The 18,251-nt window shown below is 72.7% G+C and carries 14 protein-coding genes; 7 read left to right on the forward strand and 7 right to left on the reverse strand.

Going from position 1 to position 18,251, the window contains the following annotated elements; all coding sequences use genetic code 11:
- The first annotated feature begins 18 nt into the window (after positions 1-18).
- Positions 19-1,155: an acyl-CoA dehydrogenase family protein gene (locus tag FHU28_RS13145; protein ID WP_376700869.1), complete on the forward strand. Its 1,137-nt coding sequence runs from the start codon at positions 19-21 to the stop codon at positions 1,153-1,155.
- A gap of 744 nt (positions 1,156-1,899) precedes the next feature.
- Here FHU28_RS13145 and FHU28_RS13150 read toward each other — a convergent pair.
- Positions 1,900-2,907 (reverse strand): DUF4190 domain-containing protein, encoded by a 1,008-nt coding sequence (locus FHU28_RS13150; RefSeq protein WP_184684025.1) that lies wholly within the window; start codon positions 2,905-2,907, stop codon positions 1,900-1,902.
- An 842-nt stretch (positions 2,908-3,749) separates the two neighbouring features.
- On the opposite strand from FHU28_RS13150, the gene FHU28_RS13155 reads away from it, so the two are divergent.
- Positions 3,750-6,884, forward strand: a complete 3,135-nt coding sequence (locus FHU28_RS13155) for an ATP-binding protein (protein ID WP_184684026.1) — start codon at positions 3,750-3,752, stop codon at positions 6,882-6,884.
- Here FHU28_RS13155 and FHU28_RS13160 read toward each other — a convergent pair.
- A complete protein-coding gene (locus FHU28_RS13160) occupies positions 6,868-7,614 on the reverse strand; it encodes an ABC transporter permease (protein ID WP_184684027.1) in 747 nt (248 codons plus the stop codon). The two genes, FHU28_RS13155 and FHU28_RS13160, sit on opposite strands and share 17 nt — an antisense overlap.
- Positions 7,611-8,552, reverse strand: a complete 942-nt coding sequence (locus FHU28_RS13165) for an ATP-binding cassette domain-containing protein (protein WP_184684028.1) — start codon at positions 8,550-8,552, stop codon at positions 7,611-7,613. Before FHU28_RS13165 ends, FHU28_RS13160 begins: the two co-directional genes overlap by 4 nt.
- Before the next feature lie 93 nt (positions 8,553-8,645).
- On the opposite strand from FHU28_RS13165, the gene FHU28_RS13170 reads away from it, so the two are divergent.
- The 3 genes from FHU28_RS13170 to FHU28_RS13180 all read left to right on the forward strand — a co-directional run bounded on the left by FHU28_RS13170 (position 8,646) and on the right by FHU28_RS13180 (position 11,319).
- The gene (locus tag FHU28_RS13170) at positions 8,646-9,221 is read left to right on the forward strand and encodes a DUF4240 domain-containing protein (protein ID WP_184684029.1); all 576 of its coding nucleotides are present in this window, start codon (positions 8,646-8,648) and stop codon (positions 9,219-9,221) included.
- Positions 9,222-9,298: 77 nt separating this feature from the next.
- A complete protein-coding gene (locus FHU28_RS13175; protein WP_184684031.1) occupies positions 9,299-10,333 on the forward strand; it encodes a DUF3800 domain-containing protein in 1,035 nt (344 codons plus the stop codon).
- Positions 10,330-11,319: a BtrH N-terminal domain-containing protein gene (locus FHU28_RS13180; RefSeq protein ID WP_184684034.1), complete on the forward strand. Its 990-nt coding sequence runs from the start codon at positions 10,330-10,332 to the stop codon at positions 11,317-11,319. Before FHU28_RS13175 ends, FHU28_RS13180 begins: the two co-directional genes overlap by 4 nt.
- A 3-nt stretch (positions 11,320-11,322) precedes the next feature.
- On the opposite strand, the gene FHU28_RS13185 is transcribed toward FHU28_RS13180, so the two are convergent.
- On the reverse strand, positions 11,323-14,595 hold the full coding sequence (locus FHU28_RS13185; RefSeq protein ID WP_184684037.1) for a hypothetical protein: 3,273 nt from the start codon (positions 14,593-14,595) through the stop codon (positions 11,323-11,325).
- A 243-nt stretch (positions 14,596-14,838) separates the two neighbouring features.
- Here FHU28_RS13185 and FHU28_RS13190 point away from each other — a divergent pair, with 243 nt between their 5' ends.
- Positions 14,839-15,741, forward strand: coding sequence for a sulfotransferase domain-containing protein (locus tag FHU28_RS13190; protein ID WP_184684040.1), 903 nt, complete (start codon positions 14,839-14,841; stop codon positions 15,739-15,741).
- 45 nt (positions 15,742-15,786) lie between these two features.
- On the opposite strand, the gene FHU28_RS13195 is transcribed toward FHU28_RS13190, so the two are convergent.
- A complete protein-coding gene (locus tag FHU28_RS13195) occupies positions 15,787-16,251 on the reverse strand; it encodes a VOC family protein (protein ID WP_184684046.1) in 465 nt (154 codons plus the stop codon).
- Between the two features lie 150 nt (positions 16,252-16,401).
- Here FHU28_RS13195 and FHU28_RS13200 point away from each other — a divergent pair, with 150 nt between their 5' ends.
- Positions 16,402-17,112, forward strand: a complete 711-nt coding sequence (locus FHU28_RS13200; protein ID WP_184684047.1) for a helix-turn-helix domain-containing protein — start codon at positions 16,402-16,404, stop codon at positions 17,110-17,112.
- Here FHU28_RS13200 and FHU28_RS13205 read toward each other — a convergent pair.
- Both FHU28_RS13205 and FHU28_RS13210 read right to left on the reverse strand, forming a co-directional pair.
- The gene (locus tag FHU28_RS13205) at positions 17,094-17,672 is read right to left on the reverse strand and encodes a dihydrofolate reductase family protein (protein WP_184684048.1); all 579 of its coding nucleotides are present in this window, start codon (positions 17,670-17,672) and stop codon (positions 17,094-17,096) included. The two genes, FHU28_RS13200 and FHU28_RS13205, sit on opposite strands and share 19 nt — an antisense overlap.
- A 54-nt stretch (positions 17,673-17,726) precedes the next feature.
- On the reverse strand, positions 17,727-18,191 hold the full coding sequence (locus FHU28_RS13210) for a rhodanese-like domain-containing protein (RefSeq protein WP_184684049.1): 465 nt from the start codon (positions 18,189-18,191) through the stop codon (positions 17,727-17,729).
- Positions 18,192-18,251: the final 60 nt, after the last annotated feature.

Below are 18,251 nucleotides of genomic sequence, written 5' to 3' on the forward strand. Positions count from 1 at the left end.
GCCCTCGACTACTTCGGTGTGGACACGCTCGTCGACGACGACACCCGGGAACTCCAGGCCGCCGTGCGCGGCTTCGTGGACCGGCGGATCCGGCCGGAGGTCGCCGGCTGGTACGAGGCGGGCCGGCTGCCGGTGCGGGAACTGGCCCGGGAACTCGGTGAACTCGGCGTGCTCGGGATGCACCTGGAGGGCTACGGCTGCGCCGGCACCTCGGCCGTCGCGTACGGCCTTGCCTGTTTCGAGTTGGAGGCGGGCGACTCGGGCCTGCGGTCCCTGGTCTCGGTGCAGGGCTCGCTGGCCATGTACGCCATCTGGCGGTTCGGCTCCGAGGAGCAGAAGCGCGAATGGCTGCCCCGGATGGCCGCCGGCGAGGCGATCGGCTGCTTCGGGCTGACCGAACCGGACTTCGGCTCGGACCCGGCCGGCATGCTCACCCGGGCCCGCCGCGACGGCGGCGACTGGGTGCTCAACGGCACCAAGATGTGGATCACCAACGGCTCGGTCGCCGACGTCGCAGTGGTCTGGGCCCGCACCGACGAGGGCGTCCGGGGCTTCGTCGTACCGGCCGGCACGCCCGGGTTCACCGCGCCGGAGATCACCCGCAAGCTCTCCCTGCGCGCCTCGGTGACCTCCGAGCTGGTCCTCGACGACGTGCGGCTGCCCGCCGACGCGATGCTGCCCGGCGCGGCCGGCCTGTCCGGGCCGTTGACCTGCCTCAACGAGGCCCGCTTCGGGATCGTCTTCGGCGCGCTCGGCGCCGCGCACGACTGCCTGCGGACCACCGTCGCGTACGCCCGCAGCCGGCAGATCTTCGACAAGCCGCTCGCCGCGTACCAGGCCACCCAGCTCAAGCTCGCCGACATGGCGCTGGAGCTGGGCAAGGGGATGCTGCTGGCGATGCAGATCGGCGCCCTGAAGGACGCCGGCACGCTGGACCACCGGCAGATCAGCCTGGGCAAGCTCAACAGCGTGCGGGAGGCCATCGCCATCGCCCGCGAGTGCCGGACGATCCTCGGCGCGGCCGGCATCACGCTCGACTACCCGGTGCTGCGGCACGCGAACAACCTGGAGTCGGTGCTCACCTACGAGGGCACCTCCGAGGTGCACCAGCTGATCATCGGGCAGACGCTCACCGGTCACGCGGCCTTCCGCTGACCGGCCGCGCCCCGGTGACCGCGGGCCCGGCCCGTGATCGGGCCGGGCCCGCGGCCTACCGCTTGACCAGGTTGCGCAGCGACCCGAGCACTGCTTGGGGCCTGAACCGCAGGCTGCCTTTGCCGTGGGCCAGGAGCTGTGCACTTTGGCAAGTACAAGCGGGTATGGCGTGAACGCAGGTCGCGCGCGCTACCGGATGACTCGTTTGCGCCTCACCGAGACGGAGACCGTGGATACCGAGAACTCCGATCAAAAATGATTCCCCTTGCCCGTCCCGCTGCAGGCTGTACACCGCACGAACCACTTGCCCGGGCCCTGCACCTGGCCACTGCCGTTGCACCTCGGGCAGGATCGGCGACGGTCGCGTCTCCTCTTCTTCCTTTCCTCCTCCTTCGCCCGGTCGGCGGCCGCCCAGTTGTTGACCCACCGATTGATACGCCACCAGAGTGACGGGTTCTCCAACTGCCCGAGCGACTTGATTAAGCTGCGCCGAGTGATGTCAAGCCCGCGAAGGGTCTCCCAGTTCTGCTGCGTCGGCGGCAGGCGGCGAATTCTCCCCTCAAGCTCGTTGATTTGAGCGATTTTCATCCGACAGAGTTGGGCCCATTCCGCCGGGGAAAGTTCTTCAGGTGACATGAGCGCCTACTTCCAGACTCATCTTTGTGTGACGTGCCGACTTCTTTCACTTGGCGATCCGCCGATCAAAAGCCGGACGACCCGTCGCGCCGACTCGCCCGCCGGCAGTTACTTGACGTATGCAGTAGCCATGCAGATCGTCAGCATCGTCGCCGCAGAAGAGGCGACCGCGAGGATGGCCAACCATCTGCCACGCTCCCCGGTTCTAGCGATCTGCCGCAAGGCCCAGATGCCGAGCACAAGGCTGGCTGGCCAACAAATAATCACGCCGGCCGCCCCAAAGATCGCTAGCTTGTTCATCGGCGCGTCCGGCCCGACATGCACTGGAGGCGAATGGCGGTGTCTGTGTGTGGGGCGTTCCGGAGGGTGCGGGAGCCCGTAACCCAGGTGTGTGGGTCTTCTTGGCGTATGTACGCTGAGTGGATCCCGCAGCGGCAAACTGGATGGCTCCTTGCCCAGCTTGTAGCTGATGTAGAAGAACTCAATGGCGGCAAGGAGGCAGACCGACGCGAGTGCGCCCATATCAATCAGTGTCTGCAAATTCGCAGGTCGCTTGTCACCGCCGGTGTCGAGGATCTGATCGATGGCGAGGGCAGTAAGCGCGGTCATCGTCGTTACGATCGGCCCCAAAAGGGGATGTGCGTCGCTTGCGCCGAAAACCCAACGTAGGCAGTGCCACATCATCGACAGCGCAAAAATGACCGACCAGATGGCAAGTAACCAACCGATTCCGGGGACCGTGAACACTTCAGTCCTCACGGCGAGGCCCAGAGCAATGGTGACGACGAATGATAGCCCCGCCCGCTGGAGCGAGCTTCGCACTTGATACGCCTTGTCTTGGGGCAGTGGTTGTGCGACGACCCAGTACGCGCTCACTACCGCTATCGTATAGAAGGCTCCTGCGGCGAGGTTGTAGGACGAGTTGCTGAGCAAGTCGTCAACGACGCCACTCACACCTAGGTATGGCACGCTCAGCCACATGACCACGAAAGCGCCGGAGCGTGCTCGCCAATCGGACAAGCGCTGGAAGGGCTTGGCAGGATCGGCCACTGCAGGCCGGAAAGCGATGCGGCCGCAAACCCATGGGTTAACGTACTCGGAAAGCAGGTAGCGCATAGGCGCTCCGATCTTGGCAGGACTGACGGCAGGCTCTATGTGGGGTGCGTGCCGGTTCTCGGACCGCCGCCAGGGCCCGTACTGTGGACCACGCACGGGTAAGCCACACACGCAACTCGGACGTCCGCACGCCTTGCTGTCGATACAGGAGGGCCGACATGCCGGCACTTGTGGCCAGAGGCAGGGCGGACTCGTCTTCTCGGCCTCCTTGCCTCAGGCGCACTTGGACCGATCAGCTTTGATACAGCACACGACATGACCACCTCGGCGCGGGCGCTAGCAGCATGATGATCAGCTCGGATTAATTGTCCAGCTGCAATGACTCAAAGGCTGGCACGTTCCCATTGACAAGAGCTAGGTATCAGAATCGCTTCGGGCTGAAGCGGTGCTCGGATCTGCTGATTCGACATGTGCACGTGACGGGGAAGCCAGTTATCGATGGATCTACATTCAACGAACTGAAGCTGATTCGCTGTTCGATCTGGATGATCGGCTGAGTCGCCACCTCGGGGCGCGGGCGACCAGCAACTGGAGGGCCGCCGACCGGGCGAAGGAGGAGGAAACCAAGCAAGAGAGACGAACCATCGCCGATCCTGTCCAAGCTGGAACGGCAGTGGCCAGGTGCTGGGCACGGGCAAGTGGTTCGTGCGGTGCACGTCGGCTCTGGTCGAAGCGCCGTCACCGGGATCGGTGCTTGTTCGTGGTCCTGGCAGATGAGGCGAGAGAGGTGGCACGTGGCGTTGTTCCCTGAAGTTGCCGCAGCGCTGGCACCTGCGCCTGGCCACCTGACCCCCGCGCCCGGCGGACCGGATCGAACCGCGGGGCGTGGCAGGATCGGCCGGGTGCAGATCGGGTTGCTCGGGCCGTTCCAGGTCACCCTCGACGGCGTCCCGGCCGACGTGCCGGGCGCGCGGCTGCGCGGACTGCTGGCCGCCCTCGCGCTCCAGCCCGGCCGGGTGGTCCCGAAGGCGACGCTCGTCGACTGGATCTGGGGTGAGCAGCCGCCCGCCGACGCCGCGAACGCGCTGCAACGCCTCGTCTCCCGGCTGCGCAAGGCGCTGCCGGCGGGCGCCGTCGACGGGCTGCCCGACGGCTACCGGCTCGCCGTCGAGCCCGACGCCGTCGACGCCGTACGGTTCGAACGCCTCCTGCTCATGGCCCGCGACGGCGACGGGCCGCAGCGGGTACGGCTGCTGCGCGAAGCGCTGGGCCTGTGGCGCGGCGACGCGCTGCGCGACATCGGCCTGCCCGACAGCCCGGCGCTCGACGCGGCGGCCACCCGGCTGGAACGGCTGCGCCTGACCGCGACGGAGGACCGGTACGACGCCGAGATCGGGCTCGGCCGGGAGGCCGACCTGATCCCGGAACTGACCGACCTGCTGGCCGCCCATCCGGTGCGCGAGCGGCTCGCCACGGCGCTGATGCGCGCGCTCGCCGCGACCGGCCGGGACAGCGAGGCGCTGCTCGTCTACCGGCGCACCGCCGACGCGCTCGCCGACGCGCTCGGGGCCGACCCGTCACCGGAGCTGTCGGCGCTGCACGTCGCGCTGCTGCGCGGCGAGACGGTACGCCGGGAGGACACCCGCCGCACCAACCTGCGCGCCGAGCTGACCAGCTTCGTCGGGCGGGACGCCGACGTCGCCGCGGTCGGCGCGCTGGTCGCCGAGCACCGGCTCACCACGCTCACCGGCCCGGGCGGCTCGGGGAAAACCAGGCTGGCCACAGAGACCGGGCGCCGGCTGACGGGCGACCTGCCGGACGGCGTGTGGCTGGTGGAGTTCGCCGCTGTCAGCGCCGACGGGGACGTGGTGCAGGCGACGATCTCCGGGCTCGGCCTGCGCGACGCGCTGCTCGGCGACGCGGGCAGCGTGGAGCCGGCCGACCGGCTCGTCGCGGCGATCCGGGACCGGGAGATGCTGCTGATCCTGGACAACTGCGAACACGTCGTGGAGCAGGCGGCGGCGCTGGCCCACCGGCTGCTCGGCGAGTGCCGGCGGCTGCGGATCCTGGCCACCAGCCGGGAACCGCTCGGCATCACCGGTGAGGTGTTGTGGCCGGTCGCGCCGCTGGGCCTGCCGGACGGGGACGCCGCGGTCGCCGAGGTCGAGTCGTCGCCCGCCGTCCGCCTGCTGCGGGACCGGGCCGCCGCGGTCCGCCGGGACCTCGCGTCCGACGCCCGCACGGCGACGACGATGGCGCGGATCTGCCGCGCGCTCGACGGCATGCCGCTGGCGATAGAGCTGGCCGCGGCGCGGCTGCGCACCATGTCCGTCGACCAGCTCGCCACCCGGCTCGACGACCGGTTCCGGCTGCTCACCGGCGGCAGCCGGACCGCCCTGCCCCGGCACCGGACGCTGCGCGCGATGGTCGACTGGAGCTGGGAACTGCTCACCGACGCCGAACGCGCGGCGCTGCGCCGGCTGTCGGTGTTCTCCGGCGGGGCGAGCCTGGACGCGGCCGAGCGGGTCTGCGCCGGCGGCGCCGTCGAGCCGGGCGACGTGCTCGACCTGCTCACCGCGCTGACCGAGAAGTCGCTGCTGGTCGCCGCCGGCGACGTCGCGCCGCGCTACCGCATGCTCGGCACGATCAAGGAGTACGCCGCGCAGCGGCTCGCCGAGGCCGGGGAGGAGGACCTCGCCCGCCGCGCGCACCTGGAGTACTTCACCGAGCTGGCCGAGACAGCCGAGCCGCGGCTGCGCCGCGCCGACCAGCTCACCTGGCTCGCCCGGCTCGAAGCCGAGCACGACAACATCACCGCCGCGATGCGCGGCGCGCTCGCCGCGGGTGAGGGACGCGCGGCGATGCGGCTCGCGGCCGGCGCCGGCTGGTACTGGTGGCTCGGCGGCCACCGGACCGAGGGCATGGAACTGATCATCGCGGCCACCGAGGCGCCCGGCGACGTGCCCGACCACATCCGCGCCGTGGTGTACGGACTCGTGGTGCTGTTCCTCAGCTCCGGCCCAGGCGACGCGCAGCACGCGGCGGAGTGGATCCACAAGGCGTACCGGTTGAGCGGGGAGGGCCGCGGCGGTCACCCGGAGCTGGCCCTGGTCGTGCCGATGGAGCGCATGCTGCGGGAGCCGGACGCGCTGCTGCCCGCCTGGGAGTCGCTGCTCGACCACGAGGACCCGTGGGTACGCGCGCTGGCCCGGCTGCACCTGGGCAAGCTGCGGGTCATCCTCGGCATCGAGGCGGCGGAGGCGGAGGCGTGCCTGCGGCAGGCGCTCGCCGAGTTCCGGGCGGTGGGCGAACGCTTCGGGATCTCGTTCGCGCTCAGCGAGCTGGCCGAGCTGATCGCCGTACGCGGTGACGTCGCCGCCGCCTGCGCGTACTACGAGCAGGCCGTCGCGGCGGTCACCGAGGTGGGTGCCGTCGAGGACGTGATCCGGATGCGGGCGCGGCTGGCCTGGCTGTACCGGCTGGGCGGCGACGAGGCCGCGAGCGCCGCCGCCGTGGCCGAGGCGCAACGGCTCGCCGCCCGGGTCGCGTGGCCGGGCGCGCTGGCCGAGCTGGCGCTGGTCCGGGCGTACCTGGCCCGCCACGACGGCGACGCGGACGAGGCGTACGCGCAACTGCGGGCGGTGTCGGCGCTGCTCGGCGACGAGGCGGACCTGGCCGGCGTCCGGGCGGGCACCCAGGACCTGCTGGGCTACCTGGCCGAGGACGTCGAGCAGGCCCGTACCCATCGGGCGGCGGCGTGCCGGGCGGCGCGCGAGGGCGGCTACGCGCCGCTGACCGCGCAGGTGCTCGTCGGCGTGGCGGACCTGGCGTTGCGGCTGGACCGGCCGGAGCAGGCGGCGCGGCTGCTGGGCGCGGGCGACGCGGTACGCGGGCTGCCCGACCGCTCCCACCCCGACGTGGCCCGGATCGAGGCGGCGGCCCGCGACCGCCTCGGCGACGCGGGGTTCGCCGAGGCGGTCGCCCAGGGCCGGGAGACCGGCTGGGAGCGGCTGGTCGAGGTTACGCTCGCTTCGTGAACGTGGACCGCGCCCACAGGTAGCCGACCACCGCGATGCCGGCGCACCAGGCGAGCGCGGGGATCACGTCGCCGGCCGACGGCGCGCCGTCGAGCAGGCCACGCAGCGTCTCGATGATCGGCGTGAACGGCTGGTACTCGGCGAACTGCCGCACTCCCGGTCCCATCTTGTCCGCGGGCACGATGGCGCTGCTGAAGAACGGCAGCAGGACCAGCGGCACGGCGGCCATGCCCGCCGACTCCGGCGACCTGGCGAACAGGCCCAGCGCGACGGTGAACCAGCTGACGGCGACGCTGAGCAGCACCACCATGCCGGCCACGCCGAGCCAGTGCAGGGGATCGGCGGCCGGGCGGAAGCCGAGCAGGAACGCCACCCCGACCAGCGCCGCGACCGCGAGGACGTTCGTCAGCACCGTGGCGACGACGTGGCCGGTCAGCACCGCGCCCCGGGAGACGTGCATGACCTTGAACCGGTTGATGATGCCCTTCGTCATGTCGGAGCTGACCGACGTCGCGGTGCCGCCGAGGCCGTAGCAGACCGCGAGCAGCATCAGGCCCGGCGTCGCGTAGTCGACGTAGTCGACGCCGACGGAGAACGCGTCGCCGAGCATGTACACGAACATCAGCATCACGATGATCGGCATCAGCACCGCGTTGAACACCAAGGTGGGGTTGCGGCGCAGGTGCGTCAGGTTGCGGCGCAGCATGACGACCGAGTGATTCCTGCTCATTTCGCGGCCACCTCCGGGGTACGGCCGGTCAGGGCCAGGAAGACGTCGTCGAGGTCGGGGGTCTGCACGGACAGGTCGTCGGCGCTGATCGCGTGCGCGTCGAGCCGGTCGAGCAGGGCGCGCAGCGACGCGGTTCCGCCGTCGCCCGGCACCCGCAGGGCCAGCGCCTCCTCGTCGCGTACCGCGTCGGGCAGCACGAGCGCCGCCGCGTCGAGTTCGGCGACGCTGCCGAACCGCAACCGCACGTGCGTGCCGGGGATCCGGCGCTTCAGCTCCTCCGGCGTGCCCTGGGCGACCAGCCGGCCCTGGTCTAGCACCGCGATCCGGTCGGCGAGGCGATCGGCCTCGTCGAGGTACTGGGTGGTGAGGAAGACCGTCACGCCACCGGCCACCAGCTCCCTGATGATCGACCACATGGTGCGGCGGCTGCGCGGGTCCAGGCCGGTCGTCGGCTCGTCCAGGAAGATGATCCGCGGCTCGCCGACGAGCGTCATCGCCAGGTCCAGCTTGCGGCGCATGCCCCCGGAGTACGTCGACACCGGCTTGTCGGCGGCCTCGACCAGGTCGAACCGTTCCAGCAACTCGGCGATGACCCGCTTGCCGGTCACCCGGTTGCGAGGGCCGAGGTCGACCATCAGTTGCAGGTTCTCCCGCCCGGTCAGCAGTTCGTCCACCGCCGCGAACTGCCCGGTCACGCCGATCGCCGCGCGGACCGCCCTGGCCTCGGTAGCCACGTCGTGCCCGGCCACCCGCACCGACCCGGCGTCGGCGCGGATCAGCGTGGTCAGGATGTTGACGGCGGTGGTCTTGCCGGCCCCGTTCGGGCCGAGCAGGCAGAAGATCGTCCCGGCGGGGACGTCCAGGTCGATGCCGTCGAGCACCACCCGGTCCTTGTACGCCTTGCGCAGTCCGGAGACCGCTATCGCTGAACTCGTCATGCGCCCACCATGGGCGGCCGTGCCGCCACCGCCCTGACACGGCGCTGACACGGCCGCTGACAGCTTGTCGGTGGGCCGGCGTACGGTCCCGCCGTGGATCGGGAGACGTTCTGGGAGATCGTGGAGCGGGCGCGTCGCGCCGCGGGACGCGAGACGGTCACCGCCGAGGGGGCCGACGCGGTGGCCCGGCACCTGGTCGCGGAGCTGTCGGCGCTGAGCCCGGCGGCGATAGTGGCCTTCGAGCAGGCGTACGACGACGTGAATCTGGAGGGGTGGCGCTGGGACCTGTGGGCGGCCGCCTACCTGATGCGCGGCGGCTGCTCGGACGACGGATTCGACTACTTCCGCGGCTGGCTGGTCGCGCAGGGGCGGGCGGTCTGGGAGCGGGCCGTCGCCGATCCCGACTCACTCGCCGGGGCCGGCGTCGACCCGGACGACGACGCGGTCGAGTGTGAGGCGGTGCTGAGCGCGGCGGGCGACGCCTACGCCCAGGCGACTGGCGGCGGCACCGACGCGTTCTGGGAGGCGCTCGACGCCGCCGACCGGGCGGCTCCCGGCCGGACGCCGACCGACCCGGCCGGCGACGACTTCGACTTCGACTTCGACGACGACGAGCAGATGCGCGCCCACCTGCCGCGCCTGACCGCGATCTACCGGCCGGTGGAATGAGGCTTCACGACCCGCCGCCGACCCGATCCGGGTCAACCGCTGGTCCGCCGCGGGCCGGGTGGGCGAGCATGGTCGGCATGGCCGGGTCGACGGGTGCGAGGCTGCCGCTGCAGGGCGGGCTGCCACCCGGCGAGGCGCTGACCGGTGCGGTGCTGGAGATCGCCTGCGACGAGTCCGGCTTCTCCGGCACCAACCTGCTCGATCCGGCCACCCCGGTGATCGTCCACGCCAGCGTCGACCTGAACCGCGACGAGGCCGCCGAGTTGATCCGTACGTTGCGGTCCGGGTTCCGGTTCTCGCCCGACGAGGTCAAGTCCCGGCAGTTCCTGCGCCGCCGGGAAGCCGCCGAGGCGGTGGACTGGTTCCTGTCGGCGCTGCGCGGCCGGGCGCACGTGCACCTGGTCGACAAGGAGTTCTTCCTCGCCACCCGGGTCGTCGACCTGCTGCTGGCCGAACCGTCGTACGCGGCTGGCACCCGCCTCGCCGGTGACCGGCGTCCGGCCGCGACGGCGCTGCACCGGGCCGGGCGGGCGGCCGGGCCCGACTGGGCGGTCTTCCTCGCCGCCGTGGTCGAGATGCTGCGCACCAAGCGGCGGGACCGGGCGGACGACCGGAGCGTGGAGCGGTTCTTCGCCGCGCGGGACGCGTTGCGCCGCCACGTCGGCGACGCGCAGGCCGGAGCGGTCCTCGACGCGCTTGACCCGGCCCGGGTGGCTGAGGTGCGGGCCCGGTTGTACGCCGGTGACCGGACGATCCCGCCGCCGCTGGAGCCGCTGCTGCCGGCGCTGGCCGAGACCGTCCTGCACTGGAGCGCCGGCCGGCGGCGGGTGCTGGTGATCCACGACGAGCAGAGCGCGCTCACCGAGGACCGGCTGCGCCGCCTCCAGGCGGCACTGGCCGCTGGCGACCCGGCCGGCCCGTCGCCGCTGGCGGGGCTGGTGATGACCGATTCGCGCGACGACCCGCGGGTCCAGGCCGCCGACCTGCTCGCCGGGGTGGCCCGCCGGATGCCCGGCATCCCCGGCGACGGGCCGCTGCGCCCGCTGCTGTCCCCGCCCGCCGGGCCCGACCCGGACGCCGTCGGCGTGACGGCGGAACAGGAGCCGGCGTGATCCTCGACGACGTGACGCCTCGCCCCGGACTGCACTGCGAGACCACCACGCTCGGCGTTCTGACGCGGCCGGCCGGTCTGGACCTGTCCGAGCCCATGCTGTTCGGCCTCGGCGAAGGGCTCGGCTTCGTCTACTGGGACGCCAAGGGCATGGACGTGCCGTTCCTCGGTGGGCGTACGAAGCCGCTGTGCGTGACCCGGGCCGCCGCCGACCGCCTCGGCCTGGACCTGCGCGTACGGGAGACGACGTCCGCGGCCAGGGCGTGGCGCGACGTCACCGAGGCGCTGGACGCCGGGCAGCCGGTCGGCCTGCAACTGGACTCGTACCACCTCGACTACTTCACCACCCGGGTCCACTTCGGCGGGCACACCGTCGCCATGTACGGCTACGACGACACCCACGCCCACCTGGTCGACACCGCCCAGCAGGGCGGCGCGGTGACCACCACGCTGGACAGCCTGGCCCGGGCCCGTGCCGCGCGTGGACCGATGACCGCGCGCCACCTGTCGTACACGCTCACCGCGGCCGGCGGCCCGCCGGACCTGGCCGCCGCCGTCCGCGCGGCGGTACGCGCCAACGCCGGGGCATTCCTGGACCCGCCGATCGCCAACCTCGGCCACCGGGGGATCTCCACCGCCGCCGCCCGGGTGACCCGCTGGCTGGACCGAGCCGCCGACCCGGCACGCGACCTGCCGCTCGCCGCGACGCTCATGGAACGCGGCGGCACCGGTGGCGCGCTGTTCCGCGCCATGTACCGGGACTTCCTCGCCGAGGCCGCCACCGTCACCGGCGACGCCCACCTGCGCCGGGCGCAGCTGATGTACGCCGACATCGCGCCGCTGTGGACCGCCGTCGCCGACCACATCGCCACCGCCGGGCGGACCGGCGACGCGGCCCACCTGACCCGCGCGTCGGCGGTGCTCGCCGACCTGGCCGTCCGTGAGCGCGAGGCGATGACGGTGCTGGCCGCCGTCGACGCCGGGTAGGCGTCAGCTCATGTCGAGCGTGTACGCGGCTTCCCGCACGTCCGCGTCGGGGTGACGGCGCAGCCCGATCAGCAGGTCCCGCCACGGTGTCTTCCAGCCGAAGACCGATCCGTGCGCGACGAGCGCCACCGCGAACAGTCCACCGGCGAGGTCGCCGCGCCCGCCGAGGTGGGCCACCGTGCCGGCGAGGACCGCCGGGTCCGGCCGCTGCCGGATGTCGCGCAGCCGGTAGCCGACATGTTCGGCGGTGCGGACCGCGATCACCGGCCGGTCCGCGCAGAGCGCGGCGACCTCGTCCAGGTCGTCCAGCCGGCCGAGGTCGACGAGCAACCGGGTGGCCGTACCCAGGAAGCCGTCCTGACCGGCGAGCCACCGCGCGGCCGCGACCAGCCCGGCCCGGTCGGCGTCGGCGGGCCGGCCGGCGGACCACAGTGCCGCGCCGGCCGCGAGCAGGTCGACGCGCCGCCGGGCGGGCCGGTCGGCGGCCGGCCCGCCCGGGTAGTCGTCTGCCGCGTCCCGCTCCACCAGCCGCTCCAGCGCGGCCCGGAACACCTCGTCACCGCCGGCTCGCAGCAGGTTCGCCACCCCGATGCTCGGCGTCGTCTCGTCCGGGTCGGTGAGCCGGTCCACGATCAGATCGGTGACGCCGGTCAGCCACGGCCACCATTCCCCGAGCGCGGCGAACGCGGCGCGCCGGACCTCCCGGTCGTCGGCCCGGCACGCCGTCACGATCAGCGTGGCGTAGGCGCGGCGGTGGCGTTCCGAGATCCCGGACGGGTACGCGCCGAGCACCGCCCGCCGTTCCTCGCGGCTGGCGTGCACCGCCGTGCGCAGCACGGTCCAGCTCGCCTCGGGCCCGAGCCGCTGCCGCGCGGCGGAGACGATCGCGGCGCGCACGTCGCGGTGCGCCTCCGGATCGGCGTACACATCGGCGAGCGTCGCCAGCACGTCCACCGGCGCGTAGCGGGCCAGGAGCCGGGCGGCCTCCTTGCGGCTGGTGACCTTCGCGGCACCGGTCAGCACCCCGCCCAGCGGTTCGGCGAGCCGGGCCGGCGGGACGTGCCGGGCGGCCCGCCCGGCGGCGTACAGCGCGACGCGCGCCCGGTCGCCGTCGGCGTACCGGAGCAGCACCGGGAACGCCTCGTCCGGCCGGTCGGTCCGGACCAGCGCGCCGAGCGCCGCCTCGGCGACCGGCACCTGAGGCGCGTCGAGGTGGCGCAGCACCAGTTCGCGTCCGGCCGGGCCGGCTCCGGCGGCGGCCTGGATCGCCGCCGCCCGCTGCCACACCCGGTGACCGGAGTCGGCGATGACGCGGGCCTGCAGCGCCACGAAGCGTTCCTGCTGGCGGGGGAGCCACCGCTGGGCGTGCGGCGCCGGGCCGGGCACCCACCGCTTTCCCTTCTCCACGAACCGGCCGCGCGGCGGGCGGTCCAGCACCCGGTCCAGCAGGTCGGTGCGGGACGTGCAGATCGTGGTCCACACCTCGTGGATCGCGACCGCCGAGGCGTCGACGTCGAGGACCTCCTCGACGCGCCGCGAGCGGGTACGCGGATCGGCGAGCCAGAGCCCGACCGCCGTGCGGGCCACCGCGGGCAGCGTGTCCGGCCCGATCGCTCGGCGCAGCAGGTTCTGCAGTTCCGGCAGGCGCCAGGCCCGCCGGCCGAGCGCGTGGGTGAGCGCGAACAGCAGCCCGTACCGGGCGCGTGCCATGCCGGCCTCGAGCCGGCCGCGCAGCCGGTCGAACACCACAGTCTCCTGGCCGCGCCGCAGCACCATGTCGAGCCGGCGCAGCATCGGCACGTTCGCGTCGCTGCTCACCAGGTCGATCGTGAGCAGCGCCCACTCGGCCAGTTCCGGCACGTCGACGTGGTACGTGAGCGTGTCGGCCGCGAGCCGGCTCAACGCGTTGGTGGTGGCCGCCGAGGTGTCCCGGGCGTCGACCACGTCGGTGGTGAGCCCGGTCAGCCCGCCCGCGTTCGTGGCGGTGAGCAGCGGCGCCACCGTGGCGAGCGCGTTGAGCGCGGCGGCGCGTACCGGGTCCTGCTCGTTGCGCAGCCGGCCGAGCCGGACCACCACCTGGGCGACCGTCCGTGGGTCACGGGAGCGTCGCGCGGCCGCCACCAGCAGCCGCCAGCCGTCCGCCCGTTCGTCCGCGTCGCCCGAGCGCAGCGCCGCGCTCGCTGACGCGGACGCCGCCGGCCACGGCAGGTACGCGCTCCAGAACCGCACCTGCTCCTCCCGCTCGCGCACGGTCGGCAAGGTCAGCACCCGGGCCGCCTCGCGTGCCCGTACGGCCGCCGGCAGCACCTCCATCACCGCGGCGCCGGGTAGCAGCGCCGTGGTGTCGGTGTCGGCCAGCGCCCCGTCGTACAGCTCGGCGCGGCGGCTCGGCGCGACGGCGCGCAGCAACGCGGCGAGCGCGTGATCGTGCTCCCGCAGCCGGGCGGCCAGCGGGACCAGTTCGCCCGTGGGCAGCGCGGCGAGGCGGCCCAGCACCGCCCGGGGCAGCGTGGTCCGTGCCAGCCAGGCCGCCCGGCCCGGCGGCGTGAGCAGGCGTACGACCCGGTGCGCGTCGTGTGCGGCGAGCCGCCCGTACGCGACGAGCGGGCCGGGCAGCGACTCCTCGGGCGCGTACCGGTCGAGCAGGTCCAGCGCCTGTGCCGGATCACCCCGCAGCACCGCGCCGGCGACCTCCGCCCAGATCCGCCCGCGCGACTCGGGCGGGGCCGCGGCCAGCCGCTCACCGGCGCGCGCCAGCACGATGTCGGGGTGCGCCCGCATCAGCCGTTCCGGGTTCAGCGCGTGTTCCAGGTCGGGCAGCCAGGCCCGTACCGTCTCGGGGCCGCAGGCCGGCAGCAGCGCGACGGCCTCGTGGTCGCCGAACCGGTCGCGCACCGCGGTGATCAGCGCGTCGGCGACCGCCGGCGCCGGGTTGCGGCGCAGTGCCCGGTAGACGCGCCGGCGGGCGTTCGCCGGCCGGTCGGTCAGGTCGGCGGGCGTCACGCCGGCGCGCACGGCGGCGGTCAGCGCGGTGGCGGCGATCGAGGGCTCCGGGTCGAACGTCGCGGCCAGGACGGCCGCGGTGTCCCGGGTCGCCAGCGCGGCGAGCAGCGCGAGATGCCGCTCGTAGGGCCTGTGCCGGCGCAGGTCGGCGCAGACCTGCGCCCGGTCGGGCGCGGTGCGTGCCCACGCCACGAGGTGCCGCGTCCGGTCGCGGTGGGGCAGCGGATCGAGGGCGGTGAGCAGATCGCGGGTGGCGGTGAGCACGGCGCTCATTGTGCCGGTGCGCGGGTCGCCGCGAGTGCCCGTCGTGCCTATTCCGCAATTCCTATGGAAATTGTAGATTTTCAGCGTTCTCTCAGCCGCCCGGGATTGACATCAATCGGACCGTCGGGGATATTCCTAGCGGCGCGTCGGGGCGCGGGGCGGAGCAGGCGAGGTCTGCGGACTTCACCTGCTTGACGTGCGGAAAGGTGTTCGTGCTGCCCCTGCTCCGCGGGGTCCGGATGAGGTTGGGAAATGATTAAACGGGCCGTCGAATTCGCCAAGCACAATTCGCCGAATTCTCTGCGCGTAAAGGCCCGGCGGGCGCAGATGGAAGCGCGCAACGCCCGCATGCGACTCACCGTTCCGGTGGTGGCCCGTAGCGAGTTCGACAACATCTTCCACTGCACCGTCCGCAAGACCGGCAGCCAGTGGATCAAGGCGCTGTTCAGCGACCCGGCCGTCTACCGCCACTGCGGGCTGCTGCCGTACGACCCGCGCTTCTACTCCGGCGGGGCGACCGCGCCGGTGCCGGCCGGCCGCGTCGGCCTGGCCATCTTCCTCTCCCACAAGCGGTTCGAGGCCGTGCCGAAGGCCGGCAGCTACCGCGCGTTCTTCGTGATCCGCGACCCGCGCGACGTGGTCGTGTCCAGCTACTTCTCGCTGCGCAACTCGCACGCCCCGATGGGCGATATCCCGCAGGCGCGCAAGGCCCTCCAGGAACTGCCGAAGAAGGAGGGCATGCTCTACGTCATCGACCGGCTGCGCGACAAGAAGCAGTTCGGGCAGATGCGCTCCTGGGCGGTCGCGCCGAGCGACGAGACGTTCCGGCTGTTCCGCTACGAGGACCTGACCGGCGAACGGCAGGCCGAAGAGGTCGACCAGCTTCTGCGGCACTGCGGGATCACGCTGCCGCCGGCCGAGCTGGAGGCCCTGCTGGCCCGCTACAGCTTCACCAGGATGAAGAAGTCGAAGGAGACCCCGGGGCGGATCTCCCACTACCGCAAGGGCGCGTCCGGCGACTGGCGCAACCACTTCGACGACGACATCTACGCCGCGTACACGGCCGCCGCCGGTGACCTCGCCGAGATCCTCGGCTACCCCGCCCGGGACGAGGTGACCGACGAGCGGAACGGTCAGGGGTCCGCTACCCGGTAGGGCGGGTGACGGCGGTGCGTGTTCATACCGCTCCGAAGAGGCGCATCACGAGTCCGCCTGCCCGAACCACAGATCGTGGACAGACTGCAAGCCGTCATGCGTCGAGTCGGTCACGCGGAAGAACTTCCACGCATAGCCGAACGGGTCCTCGAACTCGACGTACCTCTCTCCCCACGGTGCGTTCTCCGGACCGGCACTGATGACGCAGCCGGCAGCTTCACACCGCAGGGCCGCCTCGTCGATGTCGTCAACCTCGAGCCCGATGACAACGCCGAGCCCGCGCGGGCCGGTCTTCGTCCGACGTTCCCGGGCGCTGTCCGGGAACGGGATGCCAATCAGCGCGTCGACCAGCAACTGCAACGGGCCCCGCCGGAGGATTGCCATGACGAGACCACCATCAGCGCCAGGCACCGTGCCCACCGGGACAAAACCGAAACTCTGATACAACGTCGAGGCTGCCGTGACGTCACTGACCCGCAGCGCGACCCGTACCGGTGGCTCGTCGGTCATCCCGCGACGCTAGCGATTCGGCACACTGCGCGCAACGCTCACCCAACCTGTCCATTCCACCTCCGTATCTCGACCATCCTCTCCGGAATGCGAAGGATCCCGCGAGGCGGTGAGCGGATGATCCGCACCTGATCGCCGTATGCTCCTGCCGTGGAGCTGCGGTTCACCACGCGGGCGTCGGACTCGGCCTGGATCGACACCGTGTGGACCTGCGCCAGCGAACGGGTCACCGAGATGACCTCGGTGGCGAGCCCGTGCTGGGGCCTGGTCTTCTGGCGGCGTGACGGGCGCTCGTACGCGGCCGTCTCCGGGCCCGAGACCGCGACCGGCACCGCGCCGGTGCCCGAGGGCGCCACATTCGTCGGCATCGAGTTCGCGGTGGGCACCTCGCTGCGGCTCGTACCCACGCCCGAGCTTGTCGACCGTGGCGCCGAGCTGCCCGACGTGAGCCGCCGGACGTTCCGGCTCGACGGCGGACGGTGGGAGACACCCGGCCCGGACGACGCCGAGGCCCTGGTCGACCGGCTGGTCCGCGCCGGCGTGGTGGTCCGCGACCCGCTCGTCACCGAGACCCTGCGCGGCGGCCGTCCGCCCGCCTCACCACGTACCCTCGAACGCCGCTTCCGCGCGGCGACCGGGCTGACCCGGGGCGCGGTGCGGCAGATCGAGCGCGCGCGCCGCGCCGCCGTGCTGCTGGCCGCCGGCGGCCCGCCCGCCGACGCGGTCACCACCTTCGGGTACGTGGACGAGCCGCACCTGGCCCGCGCGCTGCGCCGGTACGTCGGACGGACGGCCGGTGAGCTGCGCGCGGGCGGCGGTGGCGCGATAGCGCTGGACCCGGCTCAGCGGGTCACGTCGTAGATCAGCTTGACCACACCGTTGGGATAGGCGGCGCTGTCGCGCAGACGCAGCGTCTGCCGGTCCCGGTCGGCCTGGCTGAACAGGCTCTTGCCGGCGCCGAGCAGCACCGGGAAGACGAGCAGGTGGTACCTGTCGATCAGGTCCGCCTCGGCGAGACGGCGGGCGAGCTCCGCGCTGCCGTGGATGAAGATGTCGCCGCCCTCGCCCTGCTTGAGCGCGGCGACGTCGGCGGTCGAGCGCAGGATCGTCAGCGGTCCCCAGCCGTCGACCAGTGCGTCGTCGGGCAGGCTGGACGACACCACATACTTCGGCAGGTCCCGGTAGGCGGCGTGGTCCTCGGAGTCGCGCCAGGTGGGCGCGAACGCCTCGTAGCTGCGCCGGCCGAACATCAGCGCGCCGGTCTGCGCCAACTCCTCGCCCTTGAGCGAGAACGCCTCCGGCAGGAATTCGACGTCCTTGACGACCCAGCCGCCGCTGCGGTGCTCCTCGCCCGGCCCGCCGCCGGGGGAGTCCACCACGCCGTCGAGCGACATGAATCCGGTGTACACAAGATCACGCATGCGGCCATGCTAGGAACGCGCGCGACGTGGTGTCTTGTACGGAACCGACACGCCTCAGCAGCCGCACGACGCCCCGGCCGGCGCGGTGAGGTCGTCGGCGGGCCGCCGGACGAGCCCCGCCCCGGTGCGTACCGGGAAGCCCTCCCGCACCCAGTACTCGTATCCGCCGATCATCTCCTTGACCGGCCGGCCGAGCCGGGCGAACTCCAGCGCCGCGCGGGTGGCGCCGTCGCAGCCCGGTCCCCAGCAGTAGGTGACCACTGTGGCGTCCGCCGGGGTCAGCTCGGCGGCCCGCTCGGCGATCTGCGCGGTGGGCAGGTGGACGGCGCCGGGGATGTGCCCCTGCCGCCACGCCGGAAGGGAGCGGGAGTCGACCACGACCAGGCCGGTCACGCCCGCTTCCAGATCGGCGTGCACGTCGCTGACGTCGGCCTGGAAGGAGAGCCGGGCCGCGTAGTGGGCGACGGCGTCGGCGGGGCGGGCGGCGGGGATGCGCAGGACGTTCGACATGGCACCCATCGTGCCGGCCGTCGTGCGGCCGCCCCAGTGGCGGGAGCGCCGACCTTCGCTAGGATCCCG

This window comes from Micromonospora echinospora (assembly GCF_014203425.1).
Classification (GTDB): domain Bacteria; phylum Actinomycetota; class Actinomycetes; order Mycobacteriales; family Micromonosporaceae; genus Micromonospora; species Micromonospora echinospora_A.

What these genes read in the sequence shown, in the direction of transcription:
- FHU28_RS13175 (WP_184684031.1), top strand. Translation starts at nt 9,299, where the DNA reads ATGGCCGGGTCGACGGGTGCGAGGCTGCCGCTGCAGGGCGGGCTGCCA.
- FHU28_RS13205 (WP_184684048.1), bottom strand. Translation starts at nt 17,672, where the DNA reads ATGCGTGATCTTGTGTACACCGGATTCATGTCGCTCGACGGCGTGGTG.
- FHU28_RS13150 (WP_184684025.1), bottom strand. Translation starts at nt 2,907, where the DNA reads ATGCGCTACCTGCTTTCCGAGTACGTTAACCCATGGGTTTGCGGCCGC.
- FHU28_RS13190 (WP_184684040.1), top strand. Translation starts at nt 14,839, where the DNA reads ATGATTAAACGGGCCGTCGAATTCGCCAAGCACAATTCGCCGAATTCT.
- FHU28_RS13195 (WP_184684046.1), bottom strand. Translation starts at nt 16,251, where the DNA reads ATGACCGACGAGCCACCGGTACGGGTCGCGCTGCGGGTCAGTGACGTC.
- FHU28_RS13165 (WP_184684028.1), bottom strand. Translation starts at nt 8,552, where the DNA reads ATGACGAGTTCAGCGATAGCGGTCTCCGGACTGCGCAAGGCGTACAAG.
- FHU28_RS13185 (WP_184684037.1), bottom strand. Translation starts at nt 14,595, where the DNA reads ATGAGCGCCGTGCTCACCGCCACCCGCGATCTGCTCACCGCCCTCGAT.
- FHU28_RS13210 (WP_184684049.1), bottom strand. Translation starts at nt 18,191, where the DNA reads ATGGGTGCCATGTCGAACGTCCTGCGCATCCCCGCCGCCCGCCCCGCC.
- FHU28_RS13160 (WP_184684027.1), bottom strand. Translation starts at nt 7,614, where the DNA reads ATGAGCAGGAATCACTCGGTCGTCATGCTGCGCCGCAACCTGACGCAC.